Consider the following 25780-nt stretch of genomic DNA (forward strand, 5'->3'; position numbering starts at 1 on the left):
GTGGTGTCCTCGCGGGCGTCGAGCTTCAAATCGAGGGCCTTGAGCTGCTCCTCCACGCGGGCTTCGGAGATGTTCGATGTGGTGGTGAAGTCGGGCACCGACACCGTGTCTTCGGTCTTCTTGTGGCCGTTGAGCATGAAGACGATGCCGATGATGGCCAGCAGCGCGACGATGCCACCGACCACGGAAGCGATGATGATCTTCTTCTTTTTGCGCTCCTGCGCCTCTTTGGCGCGTTGTTCGGTGCGGGTTTTCGTGGCGAGGGCCGCGTTCGGATTCGGCACTGCCTCGAACTGGCCCGTGACCGGATTGAACGCCTGCGTGGCGGTGGTTTCCGTGGCGGGGGTCATGGCCACGGTGTTGGCGTCCATCTCGGCCTGCTTGCGGGCCTTCATATTGGTCAGATCGGTCAGAGGATTGAACGCGGCCGCCATCGGCACACCGCCGTTCATGAACGTCATCAGATCGTTCTTGAATTCGGAGGCGGTGGCATAACGGTTCTGCCGATCCTTGGCCATCGCCTTCGCGCAGATCGAATCCCACATCTTCGGCAGACCCGGCACGATCGTGCTCGGCGGAGTGGCCACTTCCGATACGTGCTGGTAGGCGATCGCCACCGCGGAATCGCCGGTGAACGGCGGCCTTCCGGTAAGCATTTCGTACAGCACGCAGCCGGCGGAATACAGGTCGGAGCGCATGTCGACGCTTTCGCCTCGAGCCTGCTCTGGAGACAGGTATTGCGCGGTGCCGACGACGCCCTGCGACTGCGTCATGGTCGCCGCGGAATCGTCGATGGCTCGGGCGATGCCGAAGTCCATGACCTTGACCACGCCCTGCTCGGAGATCATGATGTTGCCGGGCTTGATGTCGCGGTGGATGATGCCCATGCGGTGCGAGTATTCGAGCGCGTTGAGCACGCCCATCATCACCTGCTCGGCGTCGCGCTGGCTCAATGCGCCGTTCACTTTGAGGATGTCGCGCAGGGTCTGGCCCTTGACGTATTCCATCACCAGGTACGGCAGATGCTCGACTTCGCCGGTCTCCGTGGTGACGGCTTCCTCGCCCGAATCGTAGATGTTCACGATGTTCGGGTTGTTCATCTGGGCGACGGAATGGGCTTCGCGGCGGAAACGTTCAAGGAAGATGCTGTCGGTGGCGAAATCGGCGCGCATGATCTTGACTGCTACGGTACGCCCCAAACGTGTGTCGGTCGCCACATGCACTTCGGCCATGCCGCCACGGCCGACGAGCTGGCCGAGCTGATAACGGCCTCCAGCCAAAGAGGTGGGCATGTTGATGTTCATCCCTGTTCCTTCCAATCATTGCTCACGGAGATATGGGGTTTGCTGACCACGCGGCGGGGAAGCCTTCCCCCCGAGGAGACGACCATCGTGTCGGCCATCTGCGTCTGCTGGTCCAGCAGACGGCGTTCGATGCGGGACAGGGTGCGGGATACCACCAGCGCGTCCTTCGGACGGTCCAGCGGATCCTTGGCCAGCATTGACATGACGAATTCGCGCAGCTGCACATCGATGGTGTCGGGTAGCGGCGGAACCGGATTGTTGACGTGCGCCGCTGCGATGTCGACCGGAGTCGCGCCCGTGAACGGACGGTGTCCGCACAGGCCTTCGTAGGCGACGACGCCCAACGAATAGATGTCGGATTGCGGCGTGGCATGCTTGCCTTGCGCCTGCTCCGGGGAGATGTACTGCGCGGTGCCCACCACCATGCCGTCCTGCGTGATCTGCTCCTGGTTGGTGGAGTAGGAGACGCCGAAATCGGTGATCTTCACTTCGCCGGAATCGGAGACCATGATGTTCGCCGGCTTCACGTCGCGGTGGATCACACCATGGGAATGCGCCACGAAAAGGCCTCGGGCGGTTTGGATGAGGATGGGCAGCAGCTTGGTCGGCTCCATCGGGCCGTTCTGTTCGTGATACAGGTCGGCGAGCGACTTCGACGGCACGTATTCCATGATGAGGAAGCCGATGCCGTCATGCTCGTAGTATTCGAACAGCGCCGCGATATTCGGGTGTGCAAGATTGGCGGAATTATGGGCTTCCGCACGCAGTCGGAGCAGCTTTGCCTCCTGGGTGACGCCCAGGTCGCCGCGTAGCGCCTTGATGGCCACCGGACGGCCGAGCTGGATGTCATAGCCTTTCCAGACCTCGCCCATGCCGCCTTGGGCGAGACGGGAATCCAACCGGTAGCGTCGGTGGATGAGCTGTCCTTTAATCAGTTTCATTCTGCCAGCGCCTCCTGCATCATGGCTTTCATAATCGGACCCGCGGCGAACGAGCCATACAAATCAACATTGTGCACCACGACCGCCACCGCGATCTTCGGATCGTCTGCGGGAGCGAAGCCGATGACCCATCCATCGATGGCCGAGTTGCCGTCGCCGATCTGCGCGGTGCCGGTCTTCACGGCCACCTGCACGCCGTCGATGGCGAGGTTCGGGTTCTCCTTGGTGACCACGGCCTCCATCATCTGCGTGAGCTTGTTGGCGGTGTCCGCGCTGAACGCGCGGGACATGACCGTCGGCTTGGTCTGCGAGATGACCGACAGATCGGCCGAACGCACACGATCGACCAGCGTCGGCTGCATGAGCTTGCCGTCGTTGGCCACTGCGGCGGCCACCATGGCGTTCTGCAACGGGGTCACTACGGTGTCTCCCTGGCCGATCGAGGCCAACGCGAGCTTGTCGTCGTTGACGTCGGTGGGGAACTTCGAGGTGACCGACACCCATGGCGTGCCGGTGTAGTTGGAACCGTCCACGGTGATCGGATTGTCGAAGCCGAGCTTCTTGGCCATGGACGAGACAGCGTCATCGCCCAAGGCCACGCCAAGCTGGGCGAACGCGGTGTTGGAGGAATACGCCATGGCGTCCTCCAACGTGATCTTGTTGTCGGAACCGTTGGCTTGGGGGGTGGCGTTCGTCAGTTGCGTGACGGTGCCCGGAAGCGTGTAGCTCGCGCCGGCAGGAATCTGGGTGTCGGTCTGGTACTGGCCGCTTTCCAGCGCGGCCGCGGCCACGACCGTCTTGAACGTGGATCCCGGCGGATACAGCTGAGACGTGGCGCGGTTGAGCATCGGATTGGAAACGCTTTGCGACAGCGTGCTGTAGTTGCTGTTCGCCTCGCTCATGTCATGGCTGGCCAGCTGGTTCGGGTCGTAGCTGGGCGTGCTGACCATGGCGAGTATGCGGCCGGTCTTCGGTTCGATGGCCACCGCGGCGCCGTCCGAATTGGCCAGACCGTTGTATGCGGCCTGCTGGATCTTCGGATCGATGGACGTCTCGATATTGGCGCCCTTGTTCTCCTGCCCGGTGAACAGCGATTTGAACCGCTGCCAGACGAGCTGCTCCGATTGGCCGGACAGCAGTGCGCTGCGGGACGCCTCGACACCATTCCAGCCGCGCTGGCTGATGGAGAAGAACCCGGTGACGGGCGCGTACAGCATGCCGTTGGAGTAGGAACGCTGATACGAGAACGAATCGTTGGAAGGATCGGATTTTGCGATGACCGATCCGTCCGAGGCGAGGATGGAGCCTCGCGGGGTGCCGTATTCGTGGTACAGCGATCGGACGTTGCGCGCGTCGTTGTTGAGCTGGTTGGCGCGGATGGCCGTGATGATGGTGGTGGACATGCCCAGGATGACGAACAACGCCACCACGATGGTGAACAGCTGGCGGAGCGATTTATTCATGTGATGCTCCTTGCCGTGGGATGGGCAGGTCGCGGGTGGCTGGCTCCACGATTTCCGTGGCCTGCTGGATTAGATGAGGATCCGTTGCCTCATGCGGGGTCGAGACGGTCTGTCGTGTCTGCTTGATTTCGGCGCGGCGGGTCCGTTCGCGTTCGCGCAGCGCCTTGACGGCCTCCTGCTGGAACGTGTCGTTGTCGAGTTCCGATTCCGGCTTGTTCGCGCAATTGGAGATCACGATCAGCAGTGCGGCCAGCATGTAGTTCGCGATTAGCGACGATCCGCCGGCGGCCATATACGGCAAGGTCAGGCCGGTCAACGGAATGACCAGCGTGATGCCGCCGACCACGGTGAACACCTGGAACGCCATGGTGAACACCAGACCGGATGCGAGCAGCTTGCCGAAACCATCCTTGATCTTCATCGCCGTGATCATGCCGGCGGCGATGATCAGCAGATACAGCATCAGAATGGCCATCAGGCCGGTCAATCCCAGTTCCTCGCCCAAAGCCGCGTAAATGTAATCGGAATTGGCGATCGGCGTGATCGACGGATGGCCCTGACCGAGGCCGGTACCCATCAAACCGCCGGAAGCCAGACCGAAAATGCCGGTGACGAGCTGGTACGAGCCGCCGTATTCCTTGTTGTACTGCGCTGCGTCGAACGGATGGAGCCAGGCGTCCACACGTGCGCCGACGTGGCTGAAGATGTTCGCTGCCGCCACCGCGCCCACGGCGAAGGCGATGAAGCCGATGACGATCCAGCTTTTGCGCCCGGTGGCCACGTACAGCATGGACACGAACATGGCGAAGAACATCAGCGACGTGCCGAGATCATGCTGCACGATCAGCACGCCCATGGACACGATCCACACCACGATGATCGGCCCCATGTCTTTGATGCGGGGCAGCTGGAGGCCGAGGACCTTCTTGCCGCCGACGGCGAGCTGGTCGCGATGGTCGAACAGATACGAGGCGAAGAAGAACGCCAGGAACAGTTTGGCGAATTCGCTCGGCTGGAACGATCCCAGGCCTGGAATCTTCACCCAGATGCGCGCGCCGTACTGTTCGGAGCCGAGTCCCGGAATCATCGGCGACAGCAGCAGCACGATGCCGATGACCATGCTGACGTACGAGAACCGCCGCAGTACGCGGTAGTCCTTCATGAACACGATAAGCAGGTTGGCCAGTACCAGCGCGATCGACAGCCATATCAACTGGCGGAACGCCACCGAGGTCTTCGTATCCTGGTCGATGCGCGCGATCATCATGACGCCGATGCCCGTCAGCACCATCACACAGCACATGATCGACTGGTTGGCGTAAGGCTGGAATCGCAGCAGCAGGCCCCAGGAGGTCAGGAACAACGCTCCCACGAAGGCAAGCATCCACAGATAGTCCTGTGGGAAGCCGTTCGTGGTGCGCTCGAACATCTGGAAGAACGCCACGGCGCACAGCAGCATGCTGAACGCCAGCATTCCGAATTGCTTCAAGCGCGTAGCAATCATGATTTGTCACCGTCCGTTTTCTTGGCCTGCTCGGCCTTCTTGGCGGCCTCTTCCTGCTGTTTCTGCTTCTGCGCTTCCTCCTCCTGCTTCTTCTTGGCGGCCTGCGCCTCCTCTTGTTTCTTCTGTTCGGCTTCCTGCTGTTGCCGGAGCTGCTTCTTGATCAGACGCGTATGGCTTTTCGCCTCGTCGTAAGTGTCGAAGGAGATGCCTTGGGCGAGCTGTTCGCGCCAGCTTGGCGGCAATTCGCTCGTCTTCATGGTGGTGGCCGTGACGGCATGCGACAGTCTGAGGTTGAAAATGCTCGTCGGCACGCCTTGGAAAATCGTCACCGTGCCGTGGTCGTCGCCGATGTAGTACTTGGTCTGGCTCCAGCGATAGGTGCCCGCGCCCACCGCGGCAATGCCGAGCAGCATCACGATGGTGACGAGTACGGCGATGATCCGGTTGCGGAATTTGCGGGAACGTTTCGTCTTGCGTTCCTCAAGATGTTCGTTGCGAATCGCCTTGGCCACTTCTGGATCGTTCGGATCGGCGGAGATGCGCCCGTTGCGCTTCTGCACGACCGGAATCTCCCCGGTGTCGGGATTGGTGCGGTCGCCGTTGTCTTCACGGACCGAGGATGGTTGCGCGACGCGCTGTTCCGGCTGTTTCGTTTCCTCTTTGGGGTCCTTGCCGTTGCGAAGCGCGGCCGCACGTGCCGCCGGGGACTGCTTGCCTTCCCGCAGAGGCGGCGCGGTGGCGACCGGCTCGTTGACGATGTCCGCGATAGGTTCGAGGCTCGCGCTGGCCGCGCCGCCGACGAGCGGGGTCTGGTGCGGCAGGTCGAACGCATCCGCGTCGAGCGCGAGCGTCGCGTCGGCGATTACCGCGGTGACGTTGTCGGTGCTTCCCGCGCGCAGGGCCATCGACACGAGCTGCTGCGCGCATTCCTCTTGATCGGAGCAGGTGGACAGCACCTCCTCGATCGTGGAATCCTCCAATACGCCGCACAGGCCGTCGGAGCACAGCAGCCAGCGGTCGCCGGGATCCGCCTTGCGGATGGCGATGTCGGGACGTGAATCGATATCGAAATCGCCCAGCACCCGCATCACCACATTGCGTTGCGGATGATTGCGTGCCTCGGCCTCGCTGATGCGACCGGTGTCGATGAGATGCTGCACGTAGCTGTGGTCGCTCGTCATGCGGATCAGATGGCCGTCGTGCAACAGGTATGCGCGGGAATCGCCGATATGCGCCAAAACCCAGCATCCGGCCACCAGTGCCACGGACGTGACCGTAGTGCCCATGCCGGCGAGACGGCGTTCACGCTTGGCTTTGCCGACGATCGCGTCATGCGCGGCCATGACGGAGGTCGCCATCATATGGGAGATCGCCTGCACGTCTCCTTCGACGTCGTCCTGCTCGATATGGGCCAGCGATCGGATGGCAATGGTGGAGGCGGTGTCACCGCCGGCGTGACCACCCATGCCGTCGCAGATGGCGATGAGATGTTCGCCTGCGAAGGCGGAATCCTGGTTGTTGGAACGTACGGTACCCACGTCCGAGACGACCGTGGAATACATGAACAATTGCTGTGAAGCGGCGGAAGTCGGCACGACGGTCACCTCAATTCGAAGGTGGTCGCGCCGATGCGAACCGGTACGCGCGAACCGAGGATCATCGGCGCGTTCAAACGTTGATGGTTGACAATGGTGCCGTTGGTGGAGCCCAGATCCTCGATGGCCCAGCGGCCGGTGGCGGGATCGGTGTAGACGCGGGCGTGGTGCGAGGAGACGAATTCGTCATCCAGCACCACGGTGTTCGAAGCCGCGCGGCCAAGCGTGATGGTGTTGCCGGTCAAAGGGACGGAACTGCCGGCAAGAGGACCATCGATGACGACCAGAAGCGTTGGCTTGGCACTTGCGGCGGCGCTGGACGCAGGTGCGGAGACGGCCACGGGCGCGGGCGATTCCACGGCCTTGCGCGCGGCGCGTTCCTTACGACGATGGGCCCGCGACTTGCGCGGGCTGAGAATCTCGACGTCCCTGTACAGCGAACGCACCGTGCAGGCGACGAAAATCCAGAGCAGTACGAGGAACCCGTACTTGAGGATCGCAAACGTTAATTCAGTGAGCATAAAGGCGGCTCCCCGGGTTGGGGTCGGTTACTCCTGATCCTGCGAAGAAGCCCAATACAGGATGCGGGTTCGGCCGATGGTGATCGTGTTGCCGTCGAGCAGCGTCGCCGCCTCGACGTGATGGCCTTCGACGTACATGCCGTTGGTTGAGCCCAGGTCCCGTGCGATGACGGTGTTGCCGTTGTCGGTGATGTCGATCTCCATATGACGGCGGGAGATGCCCGGATCGTCGATGACGATGTCGCAGTCGGAACCGCGGCCGATGATGGTCTTGTCTTCGGTAAGCAGATACTGATGCTCGCCGATCTCCAGCATCGGGCAATCCTCGGTCTGCGCATCGGTGGTGACCGGCACGGTGTTGCCCTGCACGGATTCGCTGGAAAGCCGGTAATCGCCCTTGGTAAGCTCAAGGTCCTCTTCGAAGATCACCACGACCGGGCCGACGAACGCGTAGTTCTGGCTTTTCGCGTACTGGGTGAGGTTGTCGGCAAGTTCGTTGGCAAGAGTCTCCGCACCCCATTCGACGATGTTGTTGAAATCCGGAGTGCTGAGTTTGAAACGATATTCGTTCGGGGCTACGGTACGGTCGCGCGTGACGGGCATGGCCTCTTTGTCGATCTCGCGTTCCAGAGCGCTGGAAAGGTCGACGGGCTTCAGGTCCTTGGACCCGAATTTGGCGAAAACCCCGTTGACGGCGCCTTCCACGCTCTTCTCAAATCGGTCGAGAACACTCATACTTGTCCCTTTCTGTCTTTGCCTATCCTACGCTTTGGCGTGCCGAGAGCCAATTCAACAAGGACTTGCTTGCAAAAATTCCATGTAAAGGGGTGGTATCCAACCTTTCGTCGGCGGAACGGTTCCGTCCGTCGGCGTATCGGACGGCTTTCGAACCGCCGACGAAGGGACGGTCCCGATCGTCGGTAGATTGGAAGGCATGGTTAATGCGATTGATGAATTTCCAGCGTTGAAGGCGCGCACTTTGCGATTCACTTGCGGAGCGCCGCGTTCCGCACGCGTGATCGGCGACGGCTCGCGCGCGCTGTTCCTGCGGTCGGACGGTCCGGAGGACACCGTCACATCACTGTGGATGAGCGTGATCGGCGAGGATGGCGAATCCAATGAAATCCTGCTCGCCGACCCGCGTACGCTGCTTGCCGACGCCGATGCCGAGGATGTGCCGGCCGAGGAGAAGGCCAGACGCGAACGTGCGCGCGAAGGCGGTTCCGGAATCGTCGGATATTCCGTCGACGCCGCCGGCAAACGCGTTGCGTTCACTATCAACGGCGGACTGTTCCTGACCGACATCGCCGCCGGTGCGACGCGCGCCATCGCCATCGACGAACCGGAATTCAAGCCGGTGCTCAATCCGCGCGTCAGCCCCGACGGACGGCACATCATGTACACGACCGGCACGTATCTGGTGGATGTCGACCTTGCTGAAGACGCGGATGACGGCGACGCGGTGTCCGTGGTGGCTTCCGTCTCGCAATCCGACGGAACAACTGACGGAACGGATGGCGCACCGGCCGGCGAATGGAAGATCGGCCTCGCCGAATTCGCCGCCGGCGAGGAAATGGACCGTTACGACGGCTTCTGGTGGTCGCCCGACTCCAAATACGTGTTGTTCGAAACCTTCGATGCCTCCCACGAGCGGACCTGGTACATCGCCGACCCCGCCGACCCGACGAAACCCGCGCAGGGACGTCGCTATCCGCAGGCGATGACGGCGAATGCCGACGTGCATCTCACCCTGCTGGAACTCGGCTACGACGCGGATGGCTGCTACTACGGCGGCATCGCGCACAACGTGGACTGGGACCGTGAATCGTACGAATATCTCGCGGCCGTCAGCTGGACGACCGGTCATGAGCCGCTGCTGCTCGTGCAGGACCGGCTCCAGCAGCACGACCAGGTGCTCGCCGTGCGTGTGGGCGACCCGGTCGTCACCATGAGCACGCCGGAAAACGGCTTCACCGACGAGGACGGCGACGAAGTGGAGACCTTCTCCATCGCCATTCCCGAATACGCTCCCGGCGAGGAGCCCGGTACCACGCGCGTGCTTGAGGAACACCATAACGACCGTTGGCTCGACCTGATCGCAGGCACCCCCGCATACACGCCTGACGGCCGCCTGGTCTGCGCGATGAACGACATGGACGCCGACACGAACCGTCTCACCGTGGATGGCAAGGCCTTCACCCCGGCCGGACTGCAGGTGCGCGAGGTGCTCGACGTGACCGACGACGATGTGCTGTGCGTGGTGCAGCGCACGCCGGAACTGTTGCCCGCCGACGAACTGCCGTTCCTGTGGCAATCCAACGCGGACGGACATGACGCGCGCAGCTTCGACGTGGTCTCGATCCGCTACGATGGCAGCTGGGAGCCGCTCACCTACACGCCCGGACAATGGACGATGTCCCGCGCCGGCGACGGTTGCGTGGTGACCGGCCGTGGCATGGACGACGCGCGGTCGCAGATGCAGCATTGCATGAACGTGCGCACCGATAGCGACGGCGGCGCGGAAGTGATGTCGATGGTGGTCGCGCCGATCGAAAACCATGCCGAAACCCCCGGCTTCACGCCGAACGTGCGATTCACCCGCCTCGGCGAACGCAAGCTGTACACGGCGATCGTCCTGCCGTCCGAAACCAGCGGCCACGCCCATGACGACACCCTGCCGGTGCTTATGAAGCCGTATGGCGGCCCGGGATTCCAGCAGGTCGTGGAAAGCCAATCGTTCTATTGGGACGCGCAATGGTGGGCCGACCAAGGCTACATCGTGGTCACCGCCGACGGTCGCGGAACCACCGGCCGCGGTCCGCGCTGGGATCGTGAGATCTACCTGGACATGAAGGCCGTGACGCTCGAAGACCAGGTCGACGCCGTGCACGCGCTGCCCGACGCGCTCGCCTCGATTGCCGCCGAAACCGGCGTTTCCGTGCCGAAACCCGACCTCGCCCGCGTGGCGATGATCGGCTGGTCCTACGGCGGCTTCCTGTCCGCGCTTGCTGTGTTGGACGCGCCCGATACGTTCGCCGCTGCCTGCGCGGGCGCTCCGCCGACCGACTGGACACTGTACGACACTCACTACACCGAGCGGTATCTGGGACTCGATCCGGCCACGTACGAACGCAACAGCATCATCGCGGACGCGCCGAAGCTCAGCCGTCCGCTCATGCTCATCCATGGTTTCGCCGACGACAATGTGACGATCGCCAACAGTCTGCGATTGAGCCAGGCGCTGATGGCCGCGGGACGCAAGCACACGTTCCTGCCGCTCAACGGCATCACGCATATGACCAACGACGAGACGGTGGCGCGCAACCTGTTGCTGCTGCAGCGCGATTTCCTCGCCGAAGCGCTGGCCTGACGGCACTCCGGCAAAAACCAGAAACGTCCCGATAAAACCAAAAGAAAAAAAGAACGCGTCCCCCTGCGATTCCACGGACTGCCAAGTATCCGTCGAATCGCGGGGAGACGCGTATCCCTTCTCAATAGGGAAGATAGGACGGCTGCGAACACCCCTGCAAGTAAGGGTGTACCACATCTGCGTAGCACCCTTGCGGGCTTCGCGGCCTGTGGGACTGGTCACGATCTGGTCACGATTTGAGACGCCCGGCAAGGGGCGGCAGGTTTTCAGGCACCGGAATCGGCAGGTAGGCGAACAGCGTCCATTCGCAGTCGCGAAGCGTCGTTTCGAGTTTGCCGCCATGCGATTCGAGTTGTTTGCTGAAGTACGCGAGGCCGTGGCCTCCCGGACGCGTGCGATCCGTTTCGGTGGTCCTCGTCCGGTTGATCTGCGTGATCTCGACGGCGTTCGGCTTGAGTATCACCGACAGATCCGCCTTGCTGCCGGGCTGGGCGTGACGTGCGATGTTGGCGTAGGTCTCGCGAAGCAGATCATTGGCGATTCCGGCCAGGCTCGGGGATGCGCTCGGCGCACCGCCCGCCACATGGAGAATCGAGGTGATGTCGAATCCGAGCGAGCGCAGACGTCTGTCTCCATCGGCCATCGTGGTTTTGAGCAGGTCGGAAAAGGCCTTGCCATCCGCGTCCTCCTCAAGAACGGTGACGTCCATATCCAGTTCGTCGATGACGCGATGCACGTTGGTCAAAGCGGACAGGATGTAATCGTTGACTTGCTCCCATTTGTCGAGTTCTTCCCGTTTTTCGGCCACGTCTTTGCCGCCGTTCGCCGTCGTGCCGTCTGCTCCGCCGTCCTTGTCGGCGCTTCCGTCCGCACCATTGCCATCGCTTCCGCGGCCATTCCTGCCGGACAATACGTCGATGCGACGCTGCGCCACGAAAGCCGCGGCGGACAGATCTCCCGTCACGGCGTCGTGTATGGCTTCCGCGATATGGGCGCGGCTTTCCATCTCACGTAATCGCGTCTTCGTCTGCTCCGCCTCCATGCGGCTGACGGCCATGGTCTCATTCCATCGCAAGGCGCATCCGAGCATCAATATCAGGCCGATCATGGCGATGATGGATACGGGATTGGAGCCATTCATGTGAAGGACCAATTGGCAGAACAATTGGTCGGCTATGGAATAGGCGAGCAGCAGCAATGCCACAAGATTGTTGGTTTCGTAGGCGAGCATGCCGAACGCGTAGAGGATTCCCGGCAACGAATTGACGTCAGCCCCGGGTATGAGCCAAGGCCCCGATTCGGCCATGACCAAGAACAGCAGCGACATCGATTTCGGGAAGAACGGGGACAACAGCAGCACCACGATCTCGATGACGGTCCAGACGTTCACCGCGGGATTATCGGCCGGAGCGAACACCATGCAGAACAGTATCCACCATACCGTGATGGCTGCGACGGCCATGCGGATTGGATGCCAGAGCCTCGGATGGTCGGCGCGCATATGGGCGCGCCACATGCGGAAGGCGCTGATGGGTTTGGACTCTTCGGGCTTGGCGGATTCTGCGGGCTTAGCGGATTTGGCGGATTCTATGGATTCAGCGCGCATGCGACCTCACCCACAATGCCACCGCCTGGCGCGCCGTCTTGCAGTTCAGTTTCTTGAGAATGCCCTGCATATGCTTGCGTACGGTGCCTTCGGAGATGTCCAGCCGTTCGGCGATCTCCCTGTCCAGCATACCGTCGGCGCACAGGGAGATGATCTGTTCTTCGCGCACGGTGAGCCGCGGTGAGTTCTCCTCCTCGCGTCTGATGCGTACGCTGGCCAAGGCGGGAGGCTCGAATCCCTCCATCACGTCGCCCCCGCAAAGCCGTTCAATGGCCTTTGCCAGTTGGTCGGAGTCCTCCTTGCCGATCAGCCCCTGCGCTCCGGCCTCCATCAGCTTGTTGCGGTAGCTGTTGATGGAGAAGCTGGTGATGCCGAGAATCGGCAGATGCCTGTCCATGAGACGGATCCGATGGCAGATGGCCGGCCCCTGCAATCCCTCCATGGACATGTCCAGTACGAGCAGGCTGAGATTATCGTCGTTTTTCTGGCAACGTTCGATCGCCTCGTCGCCGGAAGTGGCCGTCCACACCACGTAGGCCGTGGGCACCTTCGCTTCGATGAGCAGCTTCAGCGATTCCAACGCGCGCGGATCGTTGTCGACCAGCGCCACACGGTGGATTTTGGGTATAGGGGTGGCTGCGGATTTCGTGGGATTCATCGTATGGCTCACTTTCCGCACAGCCAGTGGAGCGGCGGTGGGCAGGTGATGATGGCGGACGCGGTTCCGCTCGTCGCGTCGGCGGAAGCGGCTGTGTTCTCGCCGGCCGAATTCATCGTTCCGGCTGGCTGCATGGTACAGAACATGACGAATGCCATGCACAATGACATGATTTTCATACCGATATTGTATGGGGGAGTGCGTCCATTGCATGGGGGAGCACGTCCGATACGCGGAGTCTAAGCGCTGTGGGTCAAAGGTTTGTTCATGCGGGATTCGTATGATGAAAGCATGATTCTTAGGCTGCTCGACGAGGCGAATTACGATGCCGAAATGGAAAGCAAGGTGTTGCCCGCGCTGGACGCCTGTATGACGGAAGGTTGGATGGATCCCGCCACCGTCGATTGGAATGGCGATTCGCTGCCAAAGCTGGCCGAACCGGGCCGGCTGCATTATTGCTGCTACGATGCGGCCAAATTCGACGCGTTGCGTGAAGACGGCGCTTCCGGTGTGTTCCGCGGTGCGATTGTCATATCGCATGGATTCACCGAATTCGCGCGCAAATACAGTGAAATGGCATGGTATTTCCTGTTGGCCGGCTATTCCGTATGCATCCTCGAACATCGCGGGCACGGCCATTCCGTGCACGACGTGGATAATCCCAGCCTGGTATGGATTGACGATTGGCGCCGGTATGTGGCCGATCTCGCTGCCTTCGCCGATACCGTCGGACATGAATACGCGTGCGACAAGCCGTTGAACCTGTACTGCCATTCGATGGGTGGCGGCATCGGCGCGGCCGTGCTGGAACGCTATCCGTCCCTGTTCGACAAGGCGGTGCTGTCCGCGCCCATGATCGCACCCGTCGTCGGTATGCCGACATGGCTGGCGCGCGCCGCGACGGGCATGCTGTGCGGACTGGGATTCGGCAAATCGCGCGTATTCGGGCATACCGATTTCTCGACCGACCTCGATCTCGACGAGCATAAGGGCGCTTCCGAAGCGCGCGTGCGCTGGTTCCATCAGCAACGCTGCGACGATGTGTCGTGCCAGACCAACGCGGCGACCTTCGAATGGGCGCACCAGGCACTGGCATTGTCCCGCGCCATCCTCAAGCCGGACATGTGCGGCGCGATCGAAACCCCGATGCTGCTGTTCCAGGCTGGACGTGACATTTGGGTACTCAACGGACCGCAGGACGATTTCGTGGAACGAGTGCGCGAAGGCGGTGGATCAATCGAGAAGGTTCGGTACGGGCAATCGCTGCACGAGATCTTCTCCATGCCGAACAACGTGCTCGGGTCGTATCTGGACAAAATCCTCGATTTTCTCACTGCCCCCGACGCCAGTCTGTAGGGGGATGCTGCGGCCGCGCGTGCTGCGGCCGCGGTTCCCTCTGAAATATCGCATGCTCCGGTGGCATTCCGGCAATTTTCTCGCAAGCTCATGATATTTTTATCCATGCCATTCGTCGCAGGGACGGGTGGGGTGTTGGAGAGAAAAACAATGAAGCGATTCCAATCGAAATTCAGCAAAGCCGTCATCGCGACTGTAGCCGCATGCGCCATGCTCGTTCCGGTTTCCGTGGCATCCGCAGCGGATTCCAATGGCAAGGCTCCCGGTATCACCGTGCAGCAAGGCGCGGGATACACCGCAACGAAGATTTCGCATCCGAAGAACGATACCTATGCCATCGACGGCATCACGGACGTCGATGCGAACGGCAACGCCACCGTCGGTGATGGCGAGGCCGATCGTGGACAGAACTACTCCTGGTCTTCCCTCGGCTACGGCGACTGGATGTACGTGGGCACCTGCTACTCGGCTATGGGCAGCACTTTGAAGCACATCGCCGTCCAGACCAATTCCACCTATGCGAAGATCAAGGCCAGCCTTGACATGATGTTCAACGGCAAGCTGTTCCTCGACAGCGGTGAGAACCGCAGCCTGCTGCTGAAGATCAATACGGTCACCGGCGAAGTGAAGATCGTCGTGCCGCCGATTCAGAAGGCCACTGGCGGCAAGTTCAACGTGAACGGCTACCGTGCGGCCGTCGAATTCCATGACAAGCTGTATTTCGCGGCCGCGGCGCAGGGTGCGCCGTATCTGCTGGAAGTCGACCCGAAGGATGATTCCAGCAAGGTCGTGTACCAGAGCGGTGGCGTGGCAGAGGGCATTTCCGTGGGCATCCGCGGTCTGGCCGTGATAGGCAACAAGCTCGTCGCCAGCATGATCGGCGCCGATGGCGCCTACATCGTGGCTTCCTCCAATCCGTCCGCGGGCGCCAAGTCGTTCAAGACCATCGCCACGCAGCAGGATCTGTTCAACTATCCGGCATACCACTACACCGACAACATCTTCGGCGGTGCCATCTGGGATATGATCGCCTTCAACAACAGGCTGTACATCACCATCGTCACCGGCACGTCGGCCAAGAAGCAGTCGTTTGCGCTGGTCCGCGGCGAGGAGCAGGCCGACGGCAGCTGGAAGTATACGCCGCTTGTGGGCGACACCAAGGACGGCGCCAAGTATGATTTCGGCTTCGGCGCGACCCGTTCCGGCGCGGCGAACCTGGTGGTGTACAAGAACCATCTGTACATCGGCGGCTACAACGACCCCATGGTGGCTCTGCCCGATATGATGAACAACAAGTTCGAGAACATGTACAACGACATGTCGAATCCGGTGAACCTGTGGCGCATGGATGCCAATGAGAACTTCGAACTCGTGGCCGGCGCCGACGGGGACAAGTACTTCGGCACGCCGAAGGGCACCATCGACGGCCAGGCGATGCGCGCGGGCCTCAGCTCCGAAGACGATATGAGCCGTCATCTCAACCAGTACGTGTGGCGTATGCAGTCGTATGACGGCAAGATGTACGCGGGCACGTTCGACATCAGCGACCTGGCTTACCCGGTCACGCAGTTCGCCAACGGCGACATCCTCAAGCGCACTCCGGAAGAGTGGAAGCAGCAGATCGAATACATCAAGAAGTACCTTGAGGCGGAATCCAACGATTCGTCCAAGAATTCGGCTGACGCCAGCACGTCCGATGCCAATTCGAATGATGCCGACGCGAAGACGGATGGCGATGCTGCTTCCGAGGATGCGAAGTCCCCGGTGGCCACGCAGTCCGATGAGACCGCTGGCAAGGCCGTCGACACGTCTTCCGACGCTCAGCTCGACAAGGTGGAGCGCATGGAATCCCTGATGCAGGACATGTCGGGCGATTTGGAATCCAAGCAGACCGACGTCTCGTCCGACGGAACGGCCACGATGTCTCTCGACGACGCCAACACGTACACGATCGAAGACCGTGAGGAGTTCCAGAAGGCGCTGGAAGAGCTGCTTAAGCTCTACCAGGAAGTCCGCCCGATGCTGCCGTCCTCCATCACCGATCAGCTCGACAAGTGGCTCACCGAAGACAACGTCAAGAACTTCACGTATTTCGTGGGCGTGTGCCGCTACCTGTCCTCTGCGACCATCAACAAGCGTGGATTCGACCTCGTGGTCACCAGCGACGGTCTGAACTTCCAGACCATCACCCGCAACGGCCTCGGAGACAACAACAACCACGGTCTGCGCGTGTTCGCCGAGACCAACTCCGGTCTGAGCATCGGCACCGCGAATCCGTACAACGGTACGCAGATCTGGAACCTGAACGATCTGGCTGCCGATCGCGACTGGAAGGGAAGTGCCGTATTGACCGCGGGCGATTCCTTCACGTACGACAAGTATGATGCCGACACCAAGGCCGCGAACAAGGCCGGCCTGAACGTGGGTGTCAACTTCAATGGCAACACCGTGGAGAGCGTGGAATATAACTACCAGCCGCTCGAAGAGGGCAAGGACTATGTGATTAACGAGGACGGCTCCGGCATCACGTTGACCAGCACGTTCCTCAACGCCCAGCAGACCGGCACCACCGGCTCCGTGACGGTGAAGTTCAACCGTGGCGCCCGGGTGAGGTTCACCGTGGCGGTGAAGGACAGCACGCCGGGCGTCAAGCCGGCTGGTCCGTCCCACCAGGGTGAAAACACGAACGCCAGCACGGCCAGCAGCAAGACGGCAGCCCAGACGATTGCCAGCACCGGCTCGAACGTGTTGGGCATGATGCTTGCGGCGGCCATGCTCGTCATCGCCGGCGGTGCGGTGCTGCTGATGCGCCAGCGTCGCAAGTGATCGCCATAAAGCGGAGCTGGTGATCGCGGCGAACATCGCAACGATTCCAGCTAACCGCTGAACCGTTCTACGGAATTGCCGATTGCAATGCCGGCCGTATGGGAGTTCATCCCGTACGGCCGGCATTGTTGTTTTCGGCGCTGTTTTTGCGACCATGCGCCACGTCTATCCCGTGCCATTGCGGAACGGATGCCGTGGATGCCGTGGAACCGTGGAACCGCCGTGACTCCCATAAGTTGCGTCATGGTTGTTGAATGGTGCGTGAGACTGCGGGATGCGGTTGCGAGATAGAGACGGATATGTTGGCGAAAAGAGGAGAACAGCGACCGATGGTGGGAAAGACGTTCGAACGCACGCCGAAGGATCTGCTCGTCGGCATCGCAATGACCTTGTGCGGAGGCGTGCTGTGGGGCATCAACGCCACAGTCTCCAAAATCCTCATGGGCACCTACCATGCGTCGCCGCTCTGGATAGCGTGCGTGCGCGAACTGGCTGCGGGTGTGCTGTTCCTGGCCTGCTCGGCCATCATGACGCCGAAGCCGCTTTCCGGCATGCTGCGCGACCGCGCATCGTATCCACGAATCCTGACGACCGCCCTCGTATGCGTGCTCCTCGTTCAGGTGGCCTATCTTGAATCCATCAACTGGACGAACTCCGGCACCGCCACCGTGCTGCAAAGCCTGAATCTGCTGTTCGTCCTCGCCTTCGTATGCCTGCGTGGAAGACGATTTCCCGGCATGCGCGAAGGCATTGGCGTGGCGCTCGCCTTCGCCGGCACCGTGCTGATCGCGACCGGCGGCGATGTCACGACGCTGAAGCTGCCGCTGGCCGGTCTGGCGTGGGGCGTCGTCAATGCGATTTCCACCGCCGCCATGTCGATTGTGCCGGTGAAACTCATCGAACGTTGGGGAAACTTCACCGTCAACGGCGTCGCGTTCCTGATTTCCGGACTCGTGCTGCTACCGTTCGTGAAGCCGTGGGCGTCGGCGCCGTACTTGGATTGGGCCGGGATTGGGCTGATGGTCTTCACCGTGATCGGTGGCACGTTCGGCGCATTCTGGTTGTACATGGCCGGTGTGATGCGCGTCGGCGCCATGCGCGCCACCATGCTCGGCACCAGCGAACCGGTGATGGCCACGATTTCCGCCGTTGCGTGGACCGGTGCGGTGTTCGAGCCGACCGATCTGGTCGGATTTGTGATGATCCTCGTCATGGTGTTTTTGGTGCGCTGAGCGCGTGCGTCCGCTTCTCACATGCCCATGGCCGAGTGCCCGTATGTCTCGATGCTGATACCGACGCGTCGGACAAACGCAGCCAAGCCGGGAAAATGGATAGGCGGCCGCATCTTGCCGTATTTCCTGGCTTGACTGTTACTTCCTGAGCGCCACAGCCAGCTCGCCCAGCGCCTGCCCGATGTCCGCGTTGAGGCAGATGGATTGGCTGTGAATCTGCGCTGGTGCCGCCGCCTCGCCCAGATTGAGGCATGCGTATGTGGCGTTCGAATTTTCGCCCGTCAATCGCCAGAACGGATATTTGATGATTGCCGGCGTATTGCCGCCAACGCCGAGCTCAAGCAATAGTATGCGCGAATTCCCATGCCGTTCGAGAAAATCGCCATACCGGCGGGCGGCGGCATGCCAACCGTCATCCTCCACAAACGAGGCGTCGCAACGCAGATTCGGCATCATCGGACGGCCGCAACGTGGGCAATGCGGCACCAAATCGCTCGGCACGCGCATGTCCGACTGCTTCTCGACCATCTCCCGTACGGCCTGCTCGTTGTCATAGGTGACCTGCGTGCACGGCAGCGAACACTGCCACAGGCCGTAATCGCCCTGCGTGTAGAAGAGACGCGACTTGTCGAAACCGGCCTTCTGGAAACAGTGGTCGACGTTCGTGGTCAGCACGAAATAGTCGTCCTTACCGGTGGAATGCAACATGTTCAGCAGCATGTGATGCACCGGTTTGGGCGCCGGCACGTACCGGTTGTAGTAGATCGCGCGGCTCCACCACGCCCAGTACTCCTCAAGTGTGTCAAAAGGATAGAAACCGCCCGAATACATGTCGGTGATGCCATAGCGCTCCTTGAAATCGGAGAACAGGCGGTCGAAGCGTTCGCCGGAATACGTGTAACCCGCCGACGTGGACAGGCCTGATCCGGCGCCGATAAGCACGCAATCCGCCTCATGCCACGCCTTCGCGAGCCGTTCGATCGCGGCGATATGCTCACTGTCAGCCATGGTCCTGTCAGCCATGCTCCCGTCAGGCATGGTCGGCGAATACGCGCTCGTAAATCTGGCGGTCGCGGTCGGAGAAGACATCGAAGATCACTTTCCTGATGGTGCTGGGTGTGTTGGCGGTGTCAGCTGTGTTGGCGGGGCTGGCTGGGGTTGAAGCGATTGGGGCGGCTGTGGCGTTGGTTGACGTTTGCTGCGATTGCGTTTGCTGCGATTGCGTTTGCTGCGATTGCGCGACTTCTTGTTGCGGGAATTCTTGCGCACATCGCTGCGTAAGAAAATCGCGGACCGTGTGCACGGCGATGCGCGCCGCCAGTTCTGCGGGGAAACGGAATTCGCCGGTGGAAATCGAGCAGAATGCGATTGTTTCGAGACCATGGTCGGCGGCCAGACGCAGGCAGGAACGGTAGCAGTCCGCCAACTGCTCCTGCTCGGCCGGCGTCGGATCGCCGCTGGGGATCATCGGGCCGACCGTGTGCAACACGTAGCGCGCAGGCAGGTTGAATCCCGGTGTGATCTTGGCGTGGCCGACCGGTTCCGGATGCCCCTGCTGCTCCATAATCCGATCGCAGGCAAGGCGCAGCTGCACGCCGGCGGCGGTATGAATCGCATTGTCGATGCAATGATGGTTCGGCGCATAGCAGCCGGTGAGCCCGCTGTTCGCCGCGTTGACGATCGCATCGCAACGCAGGGTGGTGATGTCGCCCTGCCAAATGGCGAGCGTTGCGCCGGTTTGCGGGGTTTGCTGAGTTTGCTGAGTTTGCGGGGTTTGCGGGGTTTGCGAAGGCTGACCATTTCGTACGGGCGATGCCGGCCACGCACGTTGTACGTTGATGCCTGCCGGCACGATGGTTTCGATTGGAAGAACGTCGTCCGTGTCGGTGATGGCGCGCTGTGCGAGCACCGCACCCAGATACTCGTCCTGCACATGCAGGAACCGTTCGCTCACCGGCGCGGGTGGACGGACGTTTTGCAGCGCGCGCAGCAGCAGACGCTGCTCCTCGTCATCGTGCGGAATCGGCAAATCCGCCTCGTCGGCATCCTGATATTCCGGATATTCCCTTAGCAACTGCCCGATAAGCCAGACGCGACGCTGCCGCTGATCCATCCACATTCCTTCCGTTCATACCCATAAACCACGCATAGACCATGCCCGTCCCACGTGCATGCCGCGCATCCCGTGTACCTCACGCATACCCTGCGTACCCTGGTGCCCCACGTGTCCGATTCTGCAGAATCGGACAAACAAAAGCTCGTATAAGTACCCTACATGTCCGTTTCTGGAGAATCGGACACTCAGACCCAGATATTGACCCCGCGGATGTCCGTTTCCCCAGAATCGGACATCCGCGGCATCTGCAGAACACCACGCGCGACCGATTCGGGAGAATCGGACACGTAAGGCATGTTCCGCAAGGCCTATATGTCCGATTCTGCAGAATCGGACACTCTGGATGCCTGCGACCGGCTAATCTGCCCCCAGCGTGGTTGGGTGCGTACCTTACTTGGTGTACACGGAGATGCGCTCGCCGACGTGCTTGGCGGATTCGGCCTCGTCCACCACGGCGATGGCGAAGTCGGCGTAGCTGATGAAGCTCTGGCCCTCGGCATTGGCGGTGAACTCCTCGCCAGCCAGCTCGTAGGAGCCGGTGCGTGCGCCTTCAGCCTGGAAATCAGCGGCCGGGCTGATGTAGGTCCACTTCACGTCGGAGCGCTCGCGCAGCTCTTCCAGCGACTTGCCCATGCCGTTGGCCAGCGGGATGAACGCCTCCGGGAAGGTCGGCAGGTCCTTGACCTGGGTCTTGTGCTCGGCGTCGACGTACAGACTGCCTGCGCCGCCGACCACGATCAGGCGGGTGTCGGTGCCGGACAGTGCGTCGCACAGGGTCTTGAGGGAGGTGGAGTGCTGCGGCTGGTCTTCCGGTGCCCACACGCCGAACGCGTCCACAACCACGTCGAAGCCGGCGAGGTCGGCCGCGGTCAGGTCGAAGAGATCCTTGATGATGGCGTGCTGCGCCTCGGACTTGTTCTCGCCGCGCACCACGGCGGTCACGTCATGGCCGCGCTTGACGGCCTCCTTGACGACGAGCTGGCCTTCCTTGCCGTTGGCTGCCACTACTGCGATCTTCATGTTCGTTCCTTTCGTAGGTGTCTTAAGGTTTTGGCGGGCGGATTCCCGTTGCTTCCCGCTGTCGTTATGAACATTATTTCCATACTGACCAAAACGGAAGAAGGCACAATAAAGTGCTATAGTTACCAAAAGGGAACTTTTATTGATTTTATTGCGATTCATGAAGGAGAAGTTTTTTCGATGGAACGTGAATTACCGGCGTGTCCCGTAGAGACGACATTGCTGATGATCTCCGATAAATGGAAGGTGCTGATTCTGCGAGATTTGTTGGACGGCACCAAACGATTCAGCGAGCTGCGCCGTTCGGTCGGCAATGTATCGCAGAAAGTGCTGACGGCGAACCTGCGTCAGATGGAACGCGACGGGTTGGTGCATCGTGAGGTGTATCCGGAGGTGCCGCCGCGCGTGGAGTATTCGCTGACGGAAACCGGACGGACGCTGCAGCCGATCATCGAGGCGATGAAGGACTGGGGCACGCAGTACAAGGCCGAGCATGCCGCCTGAGCTGGCTGTGGGCATGCTCTGCGGCTCCCATCCGCCAATCGCGACACGCCGATTTGTTACTTGGGATGAAGCGGTGTAAATTAGTCGATTGTCTGCGAGCGTGGCGGAATGGTAGACGCGCTGTCTTCAGGTGGCAGTGAGTGTATGCTCGTGGGGGTTCAACTCCCCCCGCTCGCACGGGAATGGAAAACCCCGGAACGTTGGAATACCAATGGTCCGGGGTTTTCTCGTATACGGCACAACCGGAAAATATAACAGAAATATAAGAAATATCTGGCGATTGACAGCGAATCGGCAGAATGTATTGGCATCGTTTCGCCGTATTTTCGGAATTTCCAAGTATCGCGCGACTGCCAAATCCGTTGAAAATAGCCAAAGCGGCAGCATCGTTTCCATCGCGCCATCATCGCATTTCACTGTGAGCATAATTCCGGAATGAGAGGCGCCCGGAAGAGTTGGGTGAAGTGAAAGGTCAAGGTCAGGAGCCCGGGAGGGTTCCGGATGTGGCAACGAACCCGGTCGTCGGTGTCGCCAGATGGTGACGCCGCGGCGATAATCGCACGGCCGGCTGCCAAGCCGCATTACTCCGCGCGCAGAACGCGCATTTGCTTAAGGAGTACCGATTATGGCAATGTTTCCGGCTTTGATGAATGACACGATGTTCTCCGACCTGTTCGACGATCCGTTCTTCGAGGGTTGGCGCAACATGGATCACGCGGCATGCGATGCGAATATGTCGACGGGCATGATGAGCACCGATGTGCGCGAGACCGACAAGGGCTACATGGTCGACATCGACATGCCTGGTTTCAAGAAGGATGACATCTCGCTGGATCTGCAGAACGGCTATCTGACCGTTTCCGCGCATCGCGACAGCTCTCACGAGGACAAGGACGACAACGGTCGCTGGCTGCGTCGCGAACGCTACGCCGGCTCTTGCTCTCGTAGCTTCTACGTTGGCGAGGACGTGAAGGATTCCGATATTCACGCCAGCTACAAGGATGGCACCCTGTGCCTGGAAATGCCGAAGCCTGAAGCGCAACAGCAGGTTGAGGCCAAGCACCAGATTGCCATCGAAGGCTGATTTCACGGCCTCCGCAAGCCGTGAATCGCGGTAATCACTAAGCAAACAATGCCGGACGCCCGTGCAGGGTGCCCGGTATTTTCGTTTTCCGAATGTTTAACGAATGCCCAACGAATGTCCGATTCTCCAGAATCGGACAAACATGCATCCCGAACATGACTCTGCGTGTCCGATTCTGCAGAAACGGACACACAGGGTGCTGAATATAGGGCGCGGATGTCCGATTCTCCAGAATCGGACAAACAGGGTGGGCGAGACAGGGTGATCCGGAGGAGGCGCAGTGGCTATGCGGCCAGATAATCCAATCGGTATGCGATTAGGCATTTCGATGAACTCGTTGGCGTGATAACCGTCGTGCTGTTCACGGTGCCGGTATCTGCTATGTCCACGTCGAGGTTCACCGATGTCTGGTTGACGGATTCCGTTAGACATTGCATGGTTTGCTGTCTTGCCGCCGTTCCAATGGAAAAATCGATATCGAGTTTTCCATTTCCTAGGCAGAATACCGTCAGCTGGTACATGCCGCTGTTGTGCAGCTCATCGACGCTTCGGGTGGGTTGTACTTTGAGCGTGCCGTCCGATCCAACGACATAGCTTGGATGTGCTTCGGCAAGACTTACGGAATTGCCATCCGTACTGCCAACTGCTTTGTTGAGTTCGGCGATGTCGGCAGAGCTGAAATCGGCTTTGGTCTGTGAAGAGGACTGCGTTGTCGACGGACCGTCGGGGTGGGCGTTTCCGTGGAACATACCGTGAAACATGTTGGGAAACATGCAGTATAGGCAGACGCAGATTGCGCAAATCGCCGCCAGCGCTATACAGACGATTGCTGTCCGGTGGTGCCTAACAGATACACAAGAAGCAGTTTTTTCCCCGTTTCGCATAGTCATCACAATCCCCCTTGATTGATGTGAATACGTGCTGAATATTCTAGTATTAGAAGATTGCAGACTAAAGCAACATCTGTTGATGTGTGTCTGATTGTGATGTTCTGAATTGTGTGAGTCGGGAATCGGACATTCGACTCACACAATTCGATAAAACCGGGCAGCCGGCCGAAGCGCAACGCTCCATGCCGGTGCGGATCAGCCGCGAGACCCGTTTTCGTAGAACTTCGCGAGCGTCTCGTCGCGGAATTCGTTGAAATAGCCGCCGTCGATCGATGCGCGGATATCATCGAGCAGCTTCACGAAGAAGTGCTCGTTGTGGATCGTAGCCAGCGTGAAACCGTTGAATTCGCGGGCACGCAGCGCATGATCCACGTATGCGCGCGAATAATGCGTGCAGGTGTAGCAGTCGCAACCCTCCTCAAGCGGACCGAAATCGTGCTTGAACTGCGCGCGCTTGATGTTGTAGCGTCCGTGACGCGTGAAAATCGCGCCGTTTCGGCCGCATCGCGCCGGCGCCACGCAATCGAACGTGTCGCCGCCGTTCTCCACGCAGGCGAAGATGTCGTCGACCGCGGCGATGCCGAGCACGTGGCGCGGGCGGCTTTCCGGCATCGCATCGCAGATCCAGGCGCACGTGTCGCCGATGATGCGCTTCTCGATCGCGCCGCCGATGCCGACGCCATCGAAATCAAGCGAGGCGATCTGCTCGGCCGCATGCCTGCGCAGATCCTCGTAATTCGCGCCCTGCACCACGCCGTACAGCGCCTGATACGGCTTGCCAAGCCGTTCTTCGGTGAGCCGCTTGTGCTCGGTCACGCAGCGCTGCGCCCAACGGTAGGTGCGTTCCACGGAGCGTTCCTGGTAGCCGCGGGTGTTCATCAGCGTGGTCAGTTCGTCGAAGGCGAACATGATGTCGGCGCCGATTTTGTGCTGGATGCCCATCGAAATTTCGGCGGAGAAACGGTGCAGCGAGCCGTTGAGCGGCGATTTGAACGTCACGCCGTCCTCGTCCACGAATGCGAGCCGTTCCTTGCCTTCCGCGATCACGTCATCCGATTTCATGCCGGTCACGTCCATGGCGAGCGTCTTCTTGAAGCCCGCGCCGAGCGAAAGCACCTGGAATCCGCCGGAATCGGTGAAGGTCGGTCCGTTCCAGTTCATGAACTTCGCCAGTCCGCCGGCCTCATCGAGCACCTGCTCGCCGGGGCGTTCGTACAGGTGGAACGCGTTGGACAGCAGGCATTGCGCGCCGAGGTCCCGCATGGTTTCCGGCAGTACGGCCTTCATCGCGGCCTGGGTGGCCACCGGCACGAACGCCGGGGTGTGGATGTCGCCGTGCGGGGTGTGGATGATGCCGGTGCGTCCGTAACGCGCGCCACCACGGCCCTTGCCGTCGGCCGCGTCGGGAAGGCGGGTTTTCTGTTCGAAATAGAACGCGTCGCGCCGGCCGGGTTTGCCGGGTTCCGCTCCGCGCGGATGTTCGATCAGGTTTTCGGCCGGTGCGGCTTCCGCGGTCTGGTCGGTGTGCGATTCAGTAAGGCTTGTCATGCAATGTACTTTATGCGATAGCGCCGATTGCCGCGGATCGCCGGAATTCGATGCCGGCGGAAGCTAGGCAGATACTGGCCTGACGGCTGCCGTCCGTACGGGTGACGGCCCGTCGGGCGGACGATGGTCCGCAAACTGTAACCTGATTCGGTTATTACTTTCAACAAACATTCAGGAAACTTCCAGCGCAACTATCTTTACTCTTAAATAGCAGTTCGAGCGGCACGATTGCTGACCATGTG

The 25780-nt window shown here is 60.6% G+C and carries 21 protein-coding genes and 1 tRNA gene; 7 read left to right on the top strand and 15 right to left on the bottom strand.

What is annotated here, in order from left to right; all coding sequences use genetic code 11:
• The 7 genes from pknB to ACR0P8_RS02350 all read right to left on the bottom strand — a co-directional run.
• On the bottom strand, window positions 1-1304 hold a 1304-nt coding region (pknB, locus tag ACR0P8_RS02320), incomplete at its 3' end, for a Stk1 family PASTA domain-containing Ser/Thr kinase (RefSeq protein ID WP_432623290.1).
• Complete coding sequence (locus ACR0P8_RS02325) at window positions 1301-2245, bottom strand: serine/threonine-protein kinase (protein WP_432623292.1); 945 nt, start codon at window positions 2243-2245, stop codon at window positions 1301-1303. The genes pknB and ACR0P8_RS02325, both read right to left, overlap by 4 nt.
• The gene (locus ACR0P8_RS02330; protein WP_432623294.1) at window positions 2242-3708 is read right to left on the bottom strand and encodes a peptidoglycan D,D-transpeptidase FtsI family protein; all 1467 of its coding nucleotides are present in this window, start codon (window positions 3706-3708) and stop codon (window positions 2242-2244) included. The genes ACR0P8_RS02325 and ACR0P8_RS02330 overlap by 4 nt, the downstream gene beginning before the upstream one ends.
• On the bottom strand, window positions 3701-5212 hold the full coding sequence (locus ACR0P8_RS02335; RefSeq protein WP_432623296.1) for an FtsW/RodA/SpoVE family cell cycle protein: 1512 nt from the start codon (window positions 5210-5212) through the stop codon (window positions 3701-3703). The genes ACR0P8_RS02330 and ACR0P8_RS02335 overlap by 8 nt, the downstream gene beginning before the upstream one ends.
• A complete protein-coding gene (locus tag ACR0P8_RS02340) occupies window positions 5209-6807 on the bottom strand; it encodes a PP2C family protein-serine/threonine phosphatase (protein WP_432623298.1) in 1599 nt (532 codons plus the stop codon). Before ACR0P8_RS02340 ends, ACR0P8_RS02335 begins: the two co-directional genes overlap by 4 nt.
• A gap of 5 nt (window positions 6808-6812) precedes the next feature.
• Window positions 6813-7328 (bottom strand): FHA domain-containing protein FhaB/FipA, encoded by a 516-nt coding sequence (locus ACR0P8_RS02345; protein WP_432623300.1) that lies wholly within the window; start codon window positions 7326-7328, stop codon window positions 6813-6815.
• A gap of 27 nt (window positions 7329-7355) precedes the next feature.
• Complete coding sequence (locus tag ACR0P8_RS02350; protein WP_026646684.1) at window positions 7356-8063, bottom strand: FhaA domain-containing protein; 708 nt, start codon at window positions 8061-8063, stop codon at window positions 7356-7358.
• Window positions 8064-8262: 199 nt separating this feature from the next.
• Here ACR0P8_RS02350 and ACR0P8_RS02355 point away from each other — a divergent pair, with 199 nt between their 5' ends.
• Complete coding sequence (locus ACR0P8_RS02355) at window positions 8263-10698, top strand: prolyl oligopeptidase family serine peptidase (protein WP_432623303.1); 2436 nt, start codon at window positions 8263-8265, stop codon at window positions 10696-10698.
• A 229-nt stretch (window positions 10699-10927) separates the two neighbouring features.
• On the opposite strand, the gene ACR0P8_RS02360 is transcribed toward ACR0P8_RS02355, so the two are convergent.
• Genes ACR0P8_RS02360 through ACR0P8_RS02370 form a run of 3 tightly spaced genes read right to left on the bottom strand, consistent with a single transcriptional unit; the run spans window position 10928 to window position 13108 of the window.
• Window positions 10928-12304 (bottom strand): hypothetical protein, encoded by a 1377-nt coding sequence (locus tag ACR0P8_RS02360; RefSeq protein WP_432623305.1) that lies wholly within the window; start codon window positions 12302-12304, stop codon window positions 10928-10930.
• On the bottom strand, window positions 12294-12962 hold the full coding sequence (locus ACR0P8_RS02365; protein WP_432623307.1) for a response regulator: 669 nt from the start codon (window positions 12960-12962) through the stop codon (window positions 12294-12296). Before ACR0P8_RS02365 ends, ACR0P8_RS02360 begins: the two co-directional genes overlap by 11 nt.
• Window positions 12963-12970: 8 nt before the next feature.
• On the bottom strand, window positions 12971-13108 hold the full coding sequence (locus tag ACR0P8_RS02370; protein WP_432623309.1) for a hypothetical protein: 138 nt from the start codon (window positions 13106-13108) through the stop codon (window positions 12971-12973).
• Between the two features lie 145 nt (window positions 13109-13253).
• On the opposite strand from ACR0P8_RS02370, the gene ACR0P8_RS02375 reads away from it, so the two are divergent.
• The 3 genes from ACR0P8_RS02375 (at window position 13254) to ACR0P8_RS02385 (ending at window position 18376) form a co-directional block, all read left to right on the top strand.
• A complete protein-coding gene (locus tag ACR0P8_RS02375) occupies window positions 13254-14318 on the top strand; it encodes an alpha/beta fold hydrolase (RefSeq protein ID WP_432623345.1) in 1065 nt (354 codons plus the stop codon).
• Between the two features lie 150 nt (window positions 14319-14468).
• Window positions 14469-17144, top strand: a complete 2676-nt coding sequence (locus ACR0P8_RS02380) for a X2-like carbohydrate binding domain-containing protein (protein ID WP_432623311.1) — start codon at window positions 14469-14471, stop codon at window positions 17142-17144.
• A 329-nt stretch (window positions 17145-17473) separates the two neighbouring features.
• The gene (locus ACR0P8_RS02385; protein ID WP_432623313.1) at window positions 17474-18376 is read left to right on the top strand and encodes a DMT family transporter; all 903 of its coding nucleotides are present in this window, start codon (window positions 17474-17476) and stop codon (window positions 18374-18376) included.
• Between the two features lie 138 nt (window positions 18377-18514).
• On the opposite strand, the gene ACR0P8_RS02390 is transcribed toward ACR0P8_RS02385, so the two are convergent.
• From ACR0P8_RS02390 to ACR0P8_RS02400, 3 genes are all read right to left on the bottom strand, one after another.
• Window positions 18515-19399, bottom strand: a complete 885-nt coding sequence (locus ACR0P8_RS02390) for an SIR2 family NAD-dependent protein deacylase (RefSeq protein ID WP_432623315.1) — start codon at window positions 19397-19399, stop codon at window positions 18515-18517.
• Window positions 19400-19406: 7 nt separating this feature from the next.
• Entirely contained in the window at window positions 19407-20489 is a 1083-nt protein-coding gene (locus ACR0P8_RS02395) for a macro domain-containing protein (protein ID WP_432623317.1), read from the bottom strand.
• A gap of 393 nt (window positions 20490-20882) precedes the next feature.
• The gene (locus ACR0P8_RS02400) at window positions 20883-21512 is read right to left on the bottom strand and encodes an NAD(P)-dependent oxidoreductase (protein ID WP_432623319.1); all 630 of its coding nucleotides are present in this window, start codon (window positions 21510-21512) and stop codon (window positions 20883-20885) included.
• A 180-nt stretch (window positions 21513-21692) separates the two neighbouring features.
• Here ACR0P8_RS02400 and ACR0P8_RS02405 point away from each other — a divergent pair, with 180 nt between their 5' ends.
• From ACR0P8_RS02405 to ACR0P8_RS02415, 3 genes are all read left to right on the top strand, one after another.
• Entirely contained in the window at window positions 21693-22016 is a 324-nt protein-coding gene (locus tag ACR0P8_RS02405; RefSeq protein WP_281775154.1) for a winged helix-turn-helix transcriptional regulator, read from the top strand.
• 94 nt (window positions 22017-22110) lie between these two features.
• Window positions 22111-22193: transfer RNA gene (locus tag ACR0P8_RS02410), tRNA-Leu, on the top strand.
• 448 nt (window positions 22194-22641) lie between these two features.
• Window positions 22642-23100, top strand: coding sequence for an Hsp20/alpha crystallin family protein (locus ACR0P8_RS02415; RefSeq protein WP_432623322.1), 459 nt, complete (start codon window positions 22642-22644; stop codon window positions 23098-23100).
• 284 nt (window positions 23101-23384) lie between these two features.
• Here ACR0P8_RS02415 and ACR0P8_RS02420 read toward each other — a convergent pair whose 3' ends face one another.
• Window positions 23385-23990 (bottom strand): hypothetical protein, encoded by a 606-nt coding sequence (locus ACR0P8_RS02420; protein WP_432623324.1) that lies wholly within the window; start codon window positions 23988-23990, stop codon window positions 23385-23387.
• A 195-nt stretch (window positions 23991-24185) separates the two neighbouring features.
• Entirely contained in the window at window positions 24186-25538 is a 1353-nt protein-coding gene (gene tgt / locus ACR0P8_RS02425; protein WP_432623326.1) for a tRNA guanosine(34) transglycosylase Tgt, read from the bottom strand.
• Window positions 25539-25780 lie beyond the last annotated feature (242 nt).

Source organism: Bifidobacterium sp. (genome assembly GCF_050874245.1).
Taxonomy (GTDB): Bacteria; Actinomycetota; Actinomycetes; order Actinomycetales; family Bifidobacteriaceae; genus Bifidobacterium.

What these genes read in the sequence shown, in the direction of transcription:
- ACR0P8_RS02325 (WP_432623292.1), bottom strand. Translation starts at nt 2,245, where the DNA reads ATGAAACTGATTAAAGGACAGCTCATCCACCGACGCTACCGGTTGGAT.
- ACR0P8_RS02330 (WP_432623294.1), bottom strand. Translation starts at nt 3,708, where the DNA reads ATGAATAAATCGCTCCGCCAGCTGTTCACCATCGTGGTGGCGTTGTTC.
- ACR0P8_RS02335 (WP_432623296.1), bottom strand. Translation starts at nt 5,212, where the DNA reads ATGATTGCTACGCGCTTGAAGCAATTCGGAATGCTGGCGTTCAGCATG.
- ACR0P8_RS02345 (WP_432623300.1), bottom strand. Translation starts at nt 7,328, where the DNA reads ATGCTCACTGAATTAACGTTTGCGATCCTCAAGTACGGGTTCCTCGTA.
- ACR0P8_RS02350 (WP_026646684.1), bottom strand. Translation starts at nt 8,063, where the DNA reads ATGAGTGTTCTCGACCGATTTGAGAAGAGCGTGGAAGGCGCCGTCAAC.
- ACR0P8_RS02355 (WP_432623303.1), top strand. Translation starts at nt 8,263, where the DNA reads ATGGTTAATGCGATTGATGAATTTCCAGCGTTGAAGGCGCGCACTTTG.
- ACR0P8_RS02360 (WP_432623305.1), bottom strand. Translation starts at nt 12,304, where the DNA reads ATGCGCGCTGAATCCATAGAATCCGCCAAATCCGCTAAGCCCGCAGAA.
- ACR0P8_RS02365 (WP_432623307.1), bottom strand. Translation starts at nt 12,962, where the DNA reads ATGAATCCCACGAAATCCGCAGCCACCCCTATACCCAAAATCCACCGT.
- ACR0P8_RS02370 (WP_432623309.1), bottom strand. Translation starts at nt 13,108, where the DNA reads ATGTTCTGTACCATGCAGCCAGCCGGAACGATGAATTCGGCCGGCGAG.
- ACR0P8_RS02375 (WP_432623345.1), top strand. Translation starts at nt 13,254, where the DNA reads ATGATTCTTAGGCTGCTCGACGAGGCGAATTACGATGCCGAAATGGAA.
- ACR0P8_RS02380 (WP_432623311.1), top strand. Translation starts at nt 14,469, where the DNA reads ATGAAGCGATTCCAATCGAAATTCAGCAAAGCCGTCATCGCGACTGTA.
- ACR0P8_RS02385 (WP_432623313.1), top strand. Translation starts at nt 17,474, where the DNA reads ATGGTGGGAAAGACGTTCGAACGCACGCCGAAGGATCTGCTCGTCGGC.
- ACR0P8_RS02390 (WP_432623315.1), bottom strand. Translation starts at nt 19,399, where the DNA reads ATGGCTGACAGGACCATGGCTGACAGTGAGCATATCGCCGCGATCGAA.
- ACR0P8_RS02395 (WP_432623317.1), bottom strand. Translation starts at nt 20,489, where the DNA reads ATGGATCAGCGGCAGCGTCGCGTCTGGCTTATCGGGCAGTTGCTAAGG.
- ACR0P8_RS02400 (WP_432623319.1), bottom strand. Translation starts at nt 21,512, where the DNA reads ATGAAGATCGCAGTAGTGGCAGCCAACGGCAAGGAAGGCCAGCTCGTC.
- ACR0P8_RS02405 (WP_281775154.1), top strand. Translation starts at nt 21,693, where the DNA reads ATGGAACGTGAATTACCGGCGTGTCCCGTAGAGACGACATTGCTGATG.
- ACR0P8_RS02415 (WP_432623322.1), top strand. Translation starts at nt 22,642, where the DNA reads ATGGCAATGTTTCCGGCTTTGATGAATGACACGATGTTCTCCGACCTG.
- ACR0P8_RS02420 (WP_432623324.1), bottom strand. Translation starts at nt 23,990, where the DNA reads ATGACTATGCGAAACGGGGAAAAAACTGCTTCTTGTGTATCTGTTAGG.
- tgt (WP_432623326.1), bottom strand. Translation starts at nt 25,538, where the DNA reads ATGACAAGCCTTACTGAATCGCACACCGACCAGACCGCGGAAGCCGCA.